The 13,417-nt window shown below is 31.5% G+C and carries 16 protein-coding genes; 6 read left to right on the top strand and 10 right to left on the bottom strand.

Annotated features, from left to right (window positions below):
- From rpsB to B3R94_RS11535, 3 genes are all read left to right on the top strand, one after another.
- Nucleotides 1–342, top strand: a 342-nt coding sequence (rpsB, locus tag B3R94_RS11545; protein ID WP_291100918.1) for a 30S ribosomal protein S2, incomplete at its 5' end; no start/stop codon positions are given.
- Nucleotides 343–456: 114 nt separating this feature from the next.
- Nucleotides 457–1,281, top strand: a complete 825-nt coding sequence (gene tsf, locus B3R94_RS11540) for a translation elongation factor Ts (RefSeq protein WP_038334478.1) — start codon at nucleotides 457–459, stop codon at nucleotides 1,279–1,281.
- Nucleotides 1,282–1,410: 129 nt separating this feature from the next.
- Nucleotides 1,411–1,734, top strand: coding sequence for a T9SS type A sorting domain-containing protein (locus B3R94_RS11535; RefSeq protein WP_038334477.1), 324 nt, complete (start codon nucleotides 1,411–1,413; stop codon nucleotides 1,732–1,734).
- A gap of 69 nt (nucleotides 1,735–1,803) precedes the next feature.
- Here the strand turns inward: B3R94_RS11535 and B3R94_RS11530 are convergent, their stop codons facing one another.
- A complete protein-coding gene (locus tag B3R94_RS11530) occupies nucleotides 1,804–2,583 on the bottom strand; it encodes a superoxide dismutase (RefSeq protein ID WP_260391927.1) in 780 nt (259 codons plus the stop codon).
- A gap of 160 nt (nucleotides 2,584–2,743) precedes the next feature.
- On the opposite strand from B3R94_RS11530, the gene B3R94_RS11525 reads away from it, so the two are divergent.
- Entirely contained in the window at nucleotides 2,744–3,412 is a 669-nt protein-coding gene (locus tag B3R94_RS11525; RefSeq protein WP_291100915.1) for a hypothetical protein, read from the top strand.
- A 43-nt stretch (nucleotides 3,413–3,455) separates the two neighbouring features.
- Here B3R94_RS11525 and hemE read toward each other — a convergent pair whose 3' ends face one another.
- From hemE to hemA, 3 genes are all read right to left on the bottom strand, one after another.
- Nucleotides 3,456–4,484, bottom strand: a complete 1,029-nt coding sequence (gene hemE, locus B3R94_RS11520) for a uroporphyrinogen decarboxylase (protein WP_115001423.1) — start codon at nucleotides 4,482–4,484, stop codon at nucleotides 3,456–3,458.
- Nucleotides 4,471–6,012, bottom strand: coding sequence for a hydroxymethylbilane synthase (gene hemC, locus B3R94_RS11515; protein ID WP_291100912.1), 1,542 nt, complete (start codon nucleotides 6,010–6,012; stop codon nucleotides 4,471–4,473). Before hemC ends, hemE begins: the two co-directional genes overlap by 14 nt.
- A 7-nt stretch (nucleotides 6,013–6,019) precedes the next feature.
- On the bottom strand, nucleotides 6,020–7,267 hold the full coding sequence (gene hemA, locus B3R94_RS11510; RefSeq protein ID WP_038332101.1) for a glutamyl-tRNA reductase: 1,248 nt from the start codon (nucleotides 7,265–7,267) through the stop codon (nucleotides 6,020–6,022).
- A 196-nt stretch (nucleotides 7,268–7,463) separates the two neighbouring features.
- Here hemA and B3R94_RS11505 point away from each other — a divergent pair, with 196 nt between their 5' ends.
- Together B3R94_RS11505 and B3R94_RS11500 are read left to right on the top strand one after the other, a co-directional pair.
- Nucleotides 7,464–8,342, top strand: a complete 879-nt coding sequence (locus tag B3R94_RS11505; RefSeq protein ID WP_219033604.1) for a helix-turn-helix domain-containing protein — start codon at nucleotides 7,464–7,466, stop codon at nucleotides 8,340–8,342.
- A gap of 71 nt (nucleotides 8,343–8,413) precedes the next feature.
- The gene (locus B3R94_RS11500; protein WP_291100910.1) at nucleotides 8,414–9,463 is read left to right on the top strand and encodes an endonuclease; all 1,050 of its coding nucleotides are present in this window, start codon (nucleotides 8,414–8,416) and stop codon (nucleotides 9,461–9,463) included.
- A 52-nt stretch (nucleotides 9,464–9,515) separates the two neighbouring features.
- Here the strand turns inward: B3R94_RS11500 and B3R94_RS11495 are convergent, their stop codons facing one another.
- The 6 genes from B3R94_RS11495 to B3R94_RS11470 form a co-directional block, all read right to left on the bottom strand.
- Nucleotides 9,516–10,034, bottom strand: coding sequence for a hypothetical protein (locus B3R94_RS11495; protein WP_291062924.1), 519 nt, complete (start codon nucleotides 10,032–10,034; stop codon nucleotides 9,516–9,518).
- A 29-nt stretch (nucleotides 10,035–10,063) separates the two neighbouring features.
- Entirely contained in the window at nucleotides 10,064–10,558 is a 495-nt protein-coding gene (locus tag B3R94_RS11490; protein WP_038332097.1) for a hypothetical protein, read from the bottom strand.
- Between the two features lie 52 nt (nucleotides 10,559–10,610).
- Nucleotides 10,611–10,925, bottom strand: coding sequence for a hypothetical protein (locus tag B3R94_RS11485; protein WP_038332094.1), 315 nt, complete (start codon nucleotides 10,923–10,925; stop codon nucleotides 10,611–10,613).
- Nucleotides 10,926–10,971: 46 nt separating this feature from the next.
- The gene (locus B3R94_RS11480) at nucleotides 10,972–11,652 is read right to left on the bottom strand and encodes a hypothetical protein (RefSeq protein WP_125348765.1); all 681 of its coding nucleotides are present in this window, start codon (nucleotides 11,650–11,652) and stop codon (nucleotides 10,972–10,974) included.
- Between the two features lie 60 nt (nucleotides 11,653–11,712).
- A complete protein-coding gene (queG, locus tag B3R94_RS11475; RefSeq protein WP_291100908.1) occupies nucleotides 11,713–12,660 on the bottom strand; it encodes a tRNA epoxyqueuosine(34) reductase QueG in 948 nt (315 codons plus the stop codon).
- Between the two features lie 176 nt (nucleotides 12,661–12,836).
- The gene (locus tag B3R94_RS11470) at nucleotides 12,837–13,127 is read right to left on the bottom strand and encodes a DUF1272 domain-containing protein (protein WP_115001444.1); all 291 of its coding nucleotides are present in this window, start codon (nucleotides 13,125–13,127) and stop codon (nucleotides 12,837–12,839) included.
- Nucleotides 13,128–13,417 lie beyond the last annotated feature (290 nt).

The following is a 13,417-nucleotide window of genomic DNA, read 5'->3' as shown; positions in this document are numbered from 1 at the left end:
CAAGTTGATCGTCAAAGAGCATCTTTAGAGAAAAACTTAGGTTCTATCGCTGATATGACACGTTTACCATCTGCAGTATTTATTGTAGATATCGTACGTGAGCACATCGCTGTAGCAGAAGCTCAAAAATTGGGTATTCCAATCTTTGCAATGGTTGATACAAATACTGACCCTCGTCAAGTAGATTTCCCAATCCCTGCAAATGATGATGCTTCTAAATCTATCGATATCATCTTATCTACAGTAGCTGATTCTATCAAAGCTGGTTTATCTACACGTAAAGCAGAAAAAGAAAAAGCAAAAGAAGGTAAAGAAGAAGGAGCTGAAACAAAAGAAGCTTAACATTAACTTGATGATCAATTCATCGATATAATATACCTTGTAGCTCCTACACCACTTTGTGGTGTACGAGCTACTTTTATTTAAAATATTAAGAAACAAAATAAAAATATTACTATGAGCTACAAAGCAACAGCCGCTGAGGTAAGTAAATTAAGAAACGCAACTGGTGCGGGAATGATGGATTCTAAAAAAGCTTTAGAAGAAGCTGGTGGAGATTTCGATAAAGCTGTAGAAGTTTTACGTAAACAAGGACAAAAAGTAGCTGCTAAAAGAGCTGACCGTGATTCTACAGAAGGTGCAGTTATCGCTAAAGTTAACGCTGACCAAACTAAAGGTATCGTTATCGCTTTGAACTGTGAGACTGACTTCGTTGCTAAAAATGAAGCTTTCGTTGCTATGGCTAACGAAATCGCTGATTTAGCTTTAACAGTTAACTCTAAAGAAGAATTATTAGCTTTACCATTCGCAGGAATTACAGTTGGTGAAAAATTAACTGAGCAAACAGGTGTTATTGGAGAAAAAATCGAAATTGGAACTTTCCAAGCTATCGAAGGTGCTATCGTTAATTCTTACATCCACGCTGGTAACAAAATTGGTGCTGTAGTTTCTTTATCTGCTAACGTAGAAGGTGCTTCTGAAGTAGCTCGTGACGTTGCTATGCAAGTTGCTGCTATGAACCCAGTAGCATTAGATGAAACTTCTGTTGCTCAATCTGTAATTGACACTGAATTATCTATCGCTAGAGAAACTTTAGTTGCAGAAGGTAAACCAGAAAACATGATTGAAAACATCGCTCAAGGTAAATTACAAAAATTCTTCAAAGAGAATACATTAGTTCACCAAGCGTCAATCAAAGACGGAAAAACTTCTGTTCAAGATGTTGTTAAAGCTGTTAACGCTGACTTGAAAGTAACTGGATTTATCCGTTACAGCTTATAATACGTTTATAATTTTTATTATATATCTTAAAGTGATGCTAAATTTTAGCATCACTTTTTTGTTTGGTATATAATTTGAAATGTTTGTTTTATAATTAATTATTTTTATATTTGTTAGGATTACAAGCATATGAAACACTTTATACTATTTATAACTATATTTTTATTCACCATAACTTCTGCATCAGCTCAGTCAAGATTTGATCAGGATAAAGGCTCTGTTAGTATTTATCCAAATCCTACGAGTTCTACATTTACAATAAAATTTGACAATCCATCAAAGGCAAGTTCGGTGTCGATATATTCGATTATTGGAAATGAAGTGATGAATAAAAAATTAGACGGAAGCCAAAAAGCAAACTTTAACGTACAAAGTTTGAAAAAAGGAAAATACATTGTTCGCGTTTTTAATGAAGATGGAACAACAGAAACACAATCCTTGATTAAGAATTAAGATTATTCATATATAAAACAAAAAAGCTTCTCAAAATTTGAGAAGCTTTTTTGTTTGTAATTAGAAAGACTATTTTGCTTTCTTATAATTTTCTTCAACTTGTTTCCAATCCAAAACATTGTTAAACGCTTTCAAATAATCATCACGTTTGTTTTGATATTTTAAGTAATAAGCATGTTCCCAAACATCAATTCCTAAAATTGGCGTTCCTGCAACTTCTGCTCCTGGCATTAATGGATTATCTTGATTTGCTGTACTTGTAACAGCTAAAGAACCATCTTCTTTTACAACCAACCAAGCCCAACCAGAACCAAAACGTTTAGAACCTGCTTCGTCCAATTGTTTCATTAATTCTTCTGTCGAACCAAATGTTGCATCAATCTTCGCTTTAAGATCTCCTGTAGGTGCTTTCTGTGGCGTTGGAGACATAATATCGAAATATAGCATATGATTGTAATATCCACCAGCATTGTTACGTAAAGCAGCATTATTCATATCCATTTTTTTCAAAATATCTACAATATCATTCGATTTGATATTTGCTTCCTTTAACGCCGTATTCAATTTGTTGATGTAACCTAAATAATGTTTAGAGAAATGAATTTCCATTGTTTTTGCATCAATGTATTCGTTCAATTCATCGTAACCATATTTCAACGGTTTAATTTGGAAAGTTCCTGGGTCAGCTTTAACATCTGTAGGATTTCCAACAGACTCTGTAGCAGCTTGCACTGTATCTTGTTTTACAACTTCTTTAGTTGTTGAGTCAGCATTTTCTTTCTTCGTTTCGCATGACTGAACAAAGAAAAGAACACCCAAAACTGACATCAAAAATATACCCTTTTTCATCTTATTCTTTTATGTAGTTTACTTATAATATTAATATTTCTACTAAAATATACTAAAACTATCGAATATAAAATTGATTTCTTTTAATTTTCTGTTAAAGTCATCTAATTTTAAAAAATTACTTATTTCATATTTTTTATTAATTTTATAAAAACCAAAGATGAAATATTACTTAACTTATATTCTATTTTTAATTTGTTCAATATCTTTTTCTCAAAATATAGATGATAAGAGAGATTTGTTAATTAACAATCTTTGTAAGATCCTTACAAAAAATAAAAATCTTAATGATTTAGAAAGTGTTAATTTAGTTAATCAAGATGTTAGTTTAGTTGAATATTTTAAAGATTTTTCAAAAGAAGAAATTCAAGCTGAAGAAGAAGCTATTTTTTATAGATTTCAAAAAAATTGTAAAGAATACACTGATATAATAAGAAAATTCTCTGAAAAAAATAATGAAAACTGGATTAATTTAGAAAATTTGCCTAAATCAACAATCAATAAAAAAGAGTATAAATTAATTAAATCAGCTTCTGAATTATATTATTTTGATTATGAAGGAGATAAAACAATTGTAAAAATTGAAAATAATAATTGGATTGAATATTTTATTGATGAATCTTTTTCTAAACTAAAATTATATTGGATAAAAAATAATGATTTTAATCTAGAGTTTTTAGAAAGCAATAATTCAATGAAAAAATCATTTAGTAGAAAAGGAGAAATATATCAATATAGAATTTTAAGTAAAGAGAATAATTATTATTGGATCGCTTATTATACAAAAGATCTAAATAATATCGTAAAATTTAAATTATATATTCAATAAAAAACCTTCCATTACGGAAGGTTTTCTTGTTATATCGAGTTTCTTAATCTCTCTTATAATTTACGACAGCTTCTATAAAAGCTTGTGCATTTTCTACTGGAATATTTGGTAAAATTCCGTGACCTAAATTGGCAATATATTTATACGGACCAAAATCGTCAATCATTTCTTTTACCATTTGCTGAATAGTTTCTGGTGGAGATAACAAGCGAGAAGGATCAAAGTTACCTTGTAACGTCTTTTTGAAACCTGTAAACTCACGCGCTAATTGTGGCGTAATTGTCCAATCAACACCCAAAGCAGAAGCTTTAGAATCTGCCATTTTCTCTAAAGCAAACCAACAACCTTTTGCAAAAACTGTTACAGGAACTACTTTAGAAACTTCGTTCACAATTTGCTCGATGTATTTCCAAGAAAATTCGTCATAATCTTTTGGAGATAACATTCCACCCCAAGAATCAAAAATCTGAATCACATTTGCACCATGTTCCACTTTTTTCAACAAATATTGAATCGTAGTTTGAGTGATTTTCTCTAACAATTGGTGCGCTGCAACTGGATTTTGGAAACAGAAACCTTTCGCTTGATCAAAAGATTTAGAACCACGACCTTCCACTGCATAACACAACAATGTCCAAGGCGATCCTGCAAAACCAATCAACGGAATATTATTATCCAATTCTTTCTTTGTGATATCCATCGCTGCATAAACGTAACCTAACTCTTCTTCAACATCAGGAATATAAACTTTTTCTACATCTTGAGCTGTACGAATACGATTCTCTAACCACGGACCAACACCAGGTTTCATCTCGAAATTCATTCCCATTGCTTGTGGTACAACCAAAATATCCGAAAAGATAATTGCTGCATCCAACGGAAAACGACGAATTGGTTGAACTGTAATTTCAGCCGCTAATTCTGGCGTTTGACAACGTGTAAAGAAATCATATTTATCTCTCAATTCGATAAATTCTGGTAAATAACGTCCTGCTTGACGCATCATCCACACTGGCGGACGCTCTACCTCCTCACCTCTCAATGCTTTTAAAAGCAAATCATTTTTTATCATTGATGTATTTTTTTATATTTTCGATAACCACTTCCACCAATGGTGTTTGCGCAGTTATAATTTCATGATTTGGATAAACTTCTTGTATCGCAGAAGTTGTTGTATTTCCGATTGTAAAAATACGCGAACTTTCTGGAATTTCATTTTGTTGATGAAACGCTTTGAATGATAACGGACTAAAAAAAGCATATGCACCAAAAGTTTCATTTAATTGATAAACAACCTGTTCTGATTGATATGTCATAATTTGATTGACTTCTTGATTTGCTTTTGACAATTCATTCACCAACAAATCTCGGCGCGAAGAACCGCACAAGAAATTCCATTTCGGAGAATAATTTCCTGAAATCAATTTCGAAGCTAAATCTTCTGCATAATCTTCAACCAACACAACATCTCTGTTTTGCGCTTTTAGTTTTTCTGCCGTTTTTTTTCCAACAACAAAAAAATGACCATTCAATTCCAAATCTTGAATGGCATTTACAGTATTTTGACTCGTCACGATAAACTGATGAACGGATTCATCAATCTGTGCATAAATTTCATTTTTCGAAGTCAAATCGATTTGTAAAGTTGGTTTACAAACCACCTCAACATCAGTTCCAAATTCTTTTTCAAGCAATTCAGAAGAAATTAACTTCGTGAATAAAACCTTCGTTCGCACTATTTCGTTCCGATTTCTTTTTTNNGTCAAATATTCATCTGCTTTGAATTGTCTTTCGATTGAAATCATCTCTTGTCCATCAATTGATAAAATTGCTCCTTTGAACGAGTAATTTTCTTCATCAATTTTTTCAACTAACGCACCAATTGGCGCTGTACAACCACCTTCTAAAACATTCAAAAATTGACGTTCTACCGTTGCAAAAAGTTCACATTGAGGATTATTAATATCACTCAAATCCAAACCTTCTTTGGCTACAATTCCTAAAATTCCTTGTGATGGTGCAGCAATCATCCAATCAATCACTTTATAATGAAGACCTTTTTCTGCCAATTCATCTAAAATTTCTGAACGATCCAAACCTGCAAAAGCAAAAACAGCTCCGTCCCAATCTGCATTATCTTGCAACTTTTTCAGACGTAATTGCACATTTCCACGTAAATCTACAATCGTATCATTTGGATATTTATGATTCCAAAATGCTTTACGACGCAAAGATCCAGTAGCGATAACACGATGTTTTTTCTCGAAAATATCTTCCGATTTGTACACCAAAATATCCGCAGAACTTGCGCGTTCTGGATATGCAATCAACTCTAATTTTTCTGGTAAAACAGTTGGCACATCTTTCAACGAATGAACCGCAATATCTACTTGATCATTCAACAAAGCAATGTCCAATGAACGCGTAAAAACACCTGTTAAACCTAATGAATAAATGGGTTGTTTTAGATTTGCATCGCCTTCAGAAGTAATCGGAACGATTTCTGTTGGATGACCTTTTGCCTCAAGAATAGAAGCAACTTTATTGGCTTGCCAAAGCGCTAACGGACTTTGACGTGTACCAATTTTTATTGTTTTCATGATTGTATTAAGCTTGTTTTAAATGAAACATTTTTTCGATTAACTGAATTGTTTCGTCTGCGTTTTCTTTATTTTCGATCAAATAAGAAGCAAACTGATTTGTAATTTTCTGAATTACTTTTTCAGTTAAAATCGTTTCATTTTCGTCGATATTTACATTGTCTTTTTTCAAATTATTTAAAGCAAAACTCTGAAAAAAGTCTAATCTATCTTTGAAAGATTGAATAGCTGGAACCAATTCTCTGGTTTCTAACCATTCGTAAAACTCTGTAGAATGCTCCTCTATAATTGCCAAAGCTTCTGGAATTGCATTGCGACGTTGCGCAATCGTATCGTCTACCATTTTAGACAATCCGTCCACATTTACCAATTGAATAGATTCGCGAGCAGCCAATGTATGAATTACATTTTCTGGAACTGACATATCAATAATCGTCATTTCCTTATCGAACGGAATCATTTCTTCTGTAATCGTGTAATTACTTGCTCCCGTTGCAACAATCAAAATATCTGTTTTTTGTAATTCTTCTTTTAATTCGCTGTGATCTTTTACGGTAATATCATATTTTAAACCAAGAACTTCTGCCTTTTCTTTTGTACGATTGATTAACGTAATGTTTGTATTTGGATAATGTTTGACCAAATTAGCACACGTATTACGACCAATTTTACCAATTCCGTACAACAAAATATTTTTGTCGACCAAGTTTCCTTGCGTTGCTTGAATAAAATTAACTGCCGAATATGCAACCGAAGCAGAACCGTTACTTAAGAAAGTTTCGTTCTTTACTTTTTTACTAATTTGGATTGCAGTATTTACCAAACGCTCTAAAAAAGCATTTGATGCGCCTTGTTTTTTGAAACGAGAAAACCAAATTTTGATTTGTCCGATGATATCAAAATCACCTAAAATCTGACTTTCTAATCCCGAAGAAACTCGGAATAAATGTGTAATCGCTTCTTCTCCTTCTTTTACCATCATAAATTGACGGAATTCATCTGCATTACCTTCTGTGTATTTACAATATTGCTCAACGATTTGATCTTCGTTTTCTGCAAAACCATAAAATTCAGTACGATTACAAGTTGATACAATAAAAAAGTTTTCTAAACCATTCGTTTTAGAATCTTGCGTAAACGTTTCAACTTGCTCTGGGAAAAATGTAAATTTACCACGTGTAATGGCGTCAGCTTTTTCATAACTGATTCCGATTACGTAAAAATTTTCTTCCGTTTTATTACCTCTAATTGCCATTTCTTCAAATACTGATACAAAAGTAGTTTCAAAAGTCTTCGAAAAATAACTTTAAAAAGAAAAAATAACGCTAAAAATTAAAGTTTGCTTTTTTAGAATAATTATAAATTAAAGGTTTATATTTGTATGTAAACCATTATAAAGAGCGAAGTTGACAATTATCACGTTTTTTATATGACAAACCTCATCATTCGAAATGGATTTAAAAAATACCCATAAAAGTAAAATTAACGAGTATAAATTGTCAACAGACGTATTTATCGCTCAAATAGACAACTTTACAGCTTCTACAGACACGATTCTGAAAGGAATTGACAAGCGTTATATACAATTCTATTTTTGTACAAAAGGTTCGCTGACATTTAATTTTAATAATGGTATTTATAAAATCAATTTGAACGAAGGAAAAAGTTTTTTGTTTTATTATCCAACATTAGATATTCCATTATCGTTAAATATAAATGCAGAAAGTAAGGTTTATATTGTGGTTTTGTCTATTCATAAATTACATCAATTGTTTGCAGAATATCAAATTCAGAATAATTTGATTTCGAGCATGACGCAAGAGAAATTTTATATTGAACGCGAAATTGGGCCAGCGATAAAATTAGTTTTGAATCAAATTGAACAAATGAAACTTTCTCCACAATTTCAAAATTTATTTTTGAATGGAAAAATGTACGAATTGTTCACGCTTTATTTTTCTGAAATCGAAAATCAAACTGAGCATTGTCCTTTCTTGAATGATGAAAATGAAGGAAAACGAATCAAAGAAATCAAAGATTATTTATTAGCTGATTTTAAAAATCCTCCAACCATCAAACAACTTTGCGAAAAATTTTCGATCTCGGAATATCATCTGAAAGAAGGTTTCAAAGAACTTTATGGAACAACTGTTTATGGTTATTTATTGGATAAAAAACTGGAATATGCGTTGCATAAATTAGAAGAAAATCAACAAATGGTAAAAGATATCTCGTTTGAAATTGGTTACGAAAATCCATCTCATTTTATATCAGCATTTAAGAAAAAATACGGCTTGACACCTAAACAATACATTAAACAATTTCAGTAAAAAATTTAAGAATTGTTAATCTTAATATCATTTATTAAATACTTACTTTTGTTAAATATTTATAAATAGTTATGCAAAAATTTTTACTTCTTTTATTTCCTTTTGCCGCTTTTGCGCAACAACCCGACTATTATGAAGGGATTGATTTTAAACAAAATGGAAAAACGATAAAGGAAGAATTACGCGATTTAATCAATGCTACGCATCATGCAGTTAGCTATACGCCTGGAGTTTGGAATATTTTAATGAAATCAGATTTAGAGATTGGTTCTAAAGACAGAGTTTTATTGATTTATGGTTTTACTGATAATTCTACTGTTTATGCTGAACAGCGCACACGCGATGTCAACAATAGAAATACGGGTTCTTCGGCTCCCGGTACTTGGGAACGCGAACACGTTTTTCCGAAATCATTGGCAAGTCCAAAAATGAATGAGCAAATTCCTGGTATAGGCACTGATGCGCACAATTTACGTGCAGTTGATAGACAATTAAATTCGACAAGAGGTAACAATGCTTATCGTGAAAAATGGGCGCAGGATGTGACAGGACAAGCTAAATTGATCAATGGAGGTTTTTATCCTGGTGATGAATGGACGGGAGATGTGGCGCGAATTATTATGTATATGTATGTACATTATGGGTTAGAAACCGATCCTCAATTGGTTGCGTATAACAATACCACGACAAACAAAGAAGATAGAATGCCTGATATGTTTTTGAAATGGAATGTACAGGATAAAGTATCTGAATTCGAGAAAGTGCGAAACGAAATTATTGCCGAAACGCAAGGAAGTCGAAATCCATTTATTGATAATCCGTATTTAGCAACGTTAATTTGGGGCGGAGATAAAGCTGAAAATACATGGGCTGAATTATCTGCGAACGATTACAATTATCAACAAACGCTTGTAGAAGTTTTTCCTAATCCAACAACAGACAAAGTAAAGATTAATGCGAAGAATTTTGATTATGTCAATTTATATGATTTTAACGGTCGTTTACTTGGAATTGAATTAGGTTCGGAAGTTAATTTGAAAAATTATCCAGCTGGAATGTATATTTTATCTATTCACCTAAAAGATGGAAACATCATCACGAAAAAAGTGATTAAGAAATAATTTTAAACAAAAAATTCCAACTCTAAGAGTTGGAATTTTTTGTTTATTCATTTTAACAACCTTCATTATACATTACATCGAAAGAAACTACTTTATCATTCACTAAATAAAATTGTAGAATCGATCCATTATCATAATCTTCAACATTAAAATAACGAAAAGCTTTTGTTCTTTTATCCGTTTTATCATCATAACCATCGAAAATAGAAATATTCAGATTTTTATATTTATTAATTAACTCATCCAAAGATGAGCCAATTTTAATTCCAGATAATGTTTTAAGACTAGAATCCGAAGACTTTACACTATATACAGTTAAATTAGAAGAACCTGCTGTCTCCTCACCATTTGTTGTCAATCCAACTTTATATGTTACTCCTTTAGAGACAATTGTTACATCACCATCAGGATAACCATATTCATTCAATTTTATTTTGAATTTTTGTCCAGTTAATTTTTCTAATTCAGACAATTTCATTCCAAGTTTTACGTCATTAATACGAGTTGTAGAAACTTGCGCTTGCAAAGCTATTCCAGCTACAAAAGCAGCTATAAAAAATATTTTTTTCATTTTTATGTATTTAGGTTTTAATCATTATTTTAAAGTGTACATTCTTCTGGGTTATAAGAACTCAATCTTATTGTTGTTACAATTTCATTTTTCAAAGAAAAAGTCAATATAACACCATTTTCTCTATCATCAATTCTAAATTCTCTGTTATTATTATTCGATTTATCCAAAAACACATTATATTTTGACGAATAAGCTTTCCACAAATCCTCCAACGTACTACCAATTCCAATTCCAGACAAAGTTTTGATATTTTTACTTGTTGTAGAAATAGAACTTAAATAGGTGTCATTTTCTGTTTTACTCAAATAACCACTTCTTATTTCGATTGTATAATCAATCCCTTTTAGGGTGACATTCGTTTCTCCTTCATCAACAATTGCAGCAATTTCTTCACCTAACAATTTCAACACTTCGAACGGACGCATACCAATTTTCAGTTCATTCATTCGTGTTGTAGAAATCTGACCAAATCCAACAACCGAAAGCAAGAAAAATCCTAATAAAGTTATTTTAATCCTCATAAATTTTATTGTTTAAATATCCCGATTCTGTCTCATCATCTTCAAAAATATCTTACACCGAAATATCATATTTTTTGTACGCTTTCCATAAATCGTCCAACGAACTTCCAACTTTTATTCCTGATAAAGTCAAAAGTTTAGAGCTGACAGACGAAACCATACATACTTCGAATTGTTTTGTTTTCAAATTTTTATAGTACGAAATATGATATTTAATTCCATTCAACTCAATGTCCTGTTCAGGCATTTCTGCATTATTTACATCATAAAGAGCTAATTGATTTGGTGTTAAAGCTGCAACTTGTTTTTGCTTCATTTCGTACGAAATATCTCCAAATTTGGAAGTCGTTACTTTTTGAGCAAACATTATCGAAGTGAATAGCAAGAAGCACCCTAAAATTGAAAAAAATCGACTAAGCATAAGCATTAATTTGAGCAATATGTTTTACAATTTTTCCATTATCCAAAACCCAAAGTGCATCATAAACACCAGCTCCATCGCTATATGTACCGAACAAATAATATTGATTTAACTCTTTATTGTAAGTAAGTTTTGTTGCTGATAAATTCGCATTATATAAATTGATAAAATATTCTTTTGGAATGATAATTTCTTTTCCTTTGAATGATATTTTAAACGATTTGAATTCTGTTTGAGGAATCATTCCATCCGAACCAAAAAAATCTTTTTCATCAATCGCATAAACAAAATCACTTTCCTTGAAAATTTTATGTTTTTTCGAATTAAATTCTTTCGTTTCGAGCTGAATGGTATAATCAGCAACCGAAAATTCTATTTTAGAATCATTGACTGAAGTTGGTGAAATAGTTTCAAAATCTTCTAACTTTTTGATTCGATCATAGTAAACATAACCAGCTTTTTCAGGCTGATATTCAACCAAATACCATTTCGATTTTTCTTCATCAGAATCAATTGGATAAATTGAATTTGAATTGACTTTAGCAACAATTTTAGACGAAATATTTTTCTCATCTCTCACATTTGAAAAACCATCTTTATCTTGCACAATCCCAAATTGAGCTTGCACAAAATAGCCTAAAAAAGTAGTAAGAATGAATAAACTTTTTTTCATTTTTTGATTCGATTTTCTTGAAGTAAAGCTAACAAAATCTAAACCAAAAATTTTCACGAATTATAGTGATTTTACAAAATCGATATTTCTTTTCAAACCATCAAATTTTGTACGTTTTACAGGTGATTTCTTAAAAATTTCTCGAAAAACATCCTCTGTAATTTCTTCCCAATCTTTCTTCGAGAATTGATTAATTTTCTTATGACCAACAAAACGAGTTTCTTTCGTTGGCAACGAAAAACGATTCCATGGACAAACTTCTTGGCAAAGATCACAACCAAAAATCCAATCATCAAATTTTCCTTTCATTTCGGTCGGAATTTGATCTTTCAATTCAATTGTAAAATACGAAATACACTGACTTCCGTTCACTGTTTTATTGGGTAAGATTGCCTCAGTTGGGCAAGCATCAATACAACGCGTACATTTTCCACAATGATCAGTTTCAATTGGAGAATCATAAGCTAAATCCAAATCAATAATTAATTCGGATAAAAAGAAAAACGAACCTTTTTGTTTAGATAACGTCAACGAATTTTTTCCAACCCAACCAATTCCAGCTTTTTTCGCCCATGCATGTTCCAGAATTGGTGCTGAATCGGTAAAAGCTCTTCCGCTCACCTCCCCTATTTCTTCTTGAATAAAATCTAACAACTCGCGCACTTTTTCCTTCACGACAAAATGATAATCTTCGCCTTGCGCATACATCGCAACTTTGTAAGAATTAGGATTTCGATCTAAATCTTGGTAATAATTATACGCCAACGAAATCACAGATTTTGCTCCTTCGACCAAAATTCGAGGATCCAGTCGCATATCGAAATGATTTTCCATATACTGCATTTCTCCATGATAATTATTCTTTAACCAAGACTCTAAACGTGGAGCTTCCTCTTCCAAAAAATCTGCTTTGGCAATACCACACGAAATAAATCCCAATGCTTCAGCTTTTTCTTTGATGCATTGGGACCATTTTATTTTGATATGTTCTTCTGTTTGAAGGAGCATTTTTTTAATTCGTAATTATGAATTTATAATTATTAAATCGACGAGATTAAATTTTGTCATTCTGAATGAAACGTTAGTGAAATGAAGAATCTTAGATTCCTCCTAACATCGGAATGATATTGTCATGTTGAACTCGTTTCAACATCACATCTTATTTAATTTTTCCTAAATTGAGATTAACGATTTTCAGGTAAAATATCTTTAAATTCTTTCTTTAAATTCTCAAATTCTGTTAGATTAACTTTTTTCAACACAATTTGCGTAGATGCAGGATATTTAGATAAATATTTATTTGGTCGAATAGGTCTTGGAGTAAAATTACCGCCACAATTCGGGCAAACATTTTCCAAAATATTATCAACGCAATCTTTACAAAAAGTACATTCGAATGTACAAATCATCGCTTCTGTTGAATTTGGCAATAAATTCTTTCCACAATTTTCGCAATTAGGTCTTAATTCTAACATAAAATATTTTTAATGATAAATACTATTCTCTTTTTAGATTCCTCCTAACGTCGGAATGACATTGTCATGTCGAGTGATTTTCGATTCGTTAGAATAAAAAAAATCAGATCGAAACATCTAAAGATTCTTCGACAAGCTCAGAATGACAGTGAACTTAGAACTTAGAGCAAGATTACAAATCAAATAAATCGGTTTGAGGTGAATTTTCTCCACGATATTTTACGCCAATATGTTTGAAAGCTTTTTCTGTTGCAACACGTCCACGCGCAGTACGCATCAAATAACCTTCT

The organism is Empedobacter sp. UBA7611 (assembly GCF_002484365.1).
Lineage (GTDB): Bacteria > Bacteroidota > Bacteroidia > Flavobacteriales > Weeksellaceae > Empedobacter > Empedobacter falsenii_B.
The sequence above is the reverse complement of the archived record's forward strand: the minus strand, read 5'-3'. Positions and strand labels throughout refer to the sequence as shown.

Excerpts from the sequence above, each read along its gene's own strand:
- tsf (WP_038334478.1), top strand. The coding sequence starts at position 457 with ATGAGCTACAAAGCAACAGCCGCTGAGGTAAGTAAATTAAGAAACGCA.
- B3R94_RS11495 (WP_291062924.1), bottom strand. The coding sequence starts at position 10,034 with ATGAAAAAAATATTTTTTATAGCTGCTTTTGTAGCTGGAATAGCTTTG.
- B3R94_RS11490 (WP_038332097.1), bottom strand. The coding sequence starts at position 10,558 with ATGAGGATTAAAATAACTTTATTAGGATTTTTCTTGCTTTCGGTTGTT.
- B3R94_RS11485 (WP_038332094.1), bottom strand. The coding sequence starts at position 10,925 with ATGTTTGCTCAAAAAGTAACGACTTCCAAATTTGGAGATATTTCGTAC.
- B3R94_RS11505 (WP_219033604.1), top strand. The coding sequence starts at position 7,464 with ATGGATTTAAAAAATACCCATAAAAGTAAAATTAACGAGTATAAATTG.
- queG (WP_291100908.1), bottom strand. The coding sequence starts at position 12,660 with ATGCTCCTTCAAACAGAAGAACATATCAAAATAAAATGGTCCCAATGC.
- hemA (WP_038332101.1), bottom strand. The coding sequence starts at position 7,267 with ATGGCAATTAGAGGTAATAAAACGGAAGAAAATTTTTACGTAATCGGA.
- hemE (WP_115001423.1), bottom strand. The coding sequence starts at position 4,484 with ATGATAAAAAATGATTTGCTTTTAAAAGCATTGAGAGGTGAGGAGGTA.
- B3R94_RS11535 (WP_038334477.1), top strand. The coding sequence starts at position 1,411 with ATGAAACACTTTATACTATTTATAACTATATTTTTATTCACCATAACT.
- B3R94_RS11530 (WP_260391927.1), bottom strand. The coding sequence starts at position 2,583 with ATGAAAAAGGGTATATTTTTGATGTCAGTTTTGGGTGTTCTTTTCTTT.
- B3R94_RS11525 (WP_291100915.1), top strand. The coding sequence starts at position 2,744 with ATGAAATATTACTTAACTTATATTCTATTTTTAATTTGTTCAATATCT.
- B3R94_RS11480 (WP_125348765.1), bottom strand. The coding sequence starts at position 11,652 with ATGAAAAAAAGTTTATTCATTCTTACTACTTTTTTAGGCTATTTTGTG.
- B3R94_RS11470 (WP_115001444.1), bottom strand. The coding sequence starts at position 13,127 with ATGTTAGAATTAAGACCTAATTGCGAAAATTGTGGAAAGAATTTATTG.
- B3R94_RS11500 (WP_291100910.1), top strand. The coding sequence starts at position 8,414 with ATGCAAAAATTTTTACTTCTTTTATTTCCTTTTGCCGCTTTTGCGCAA.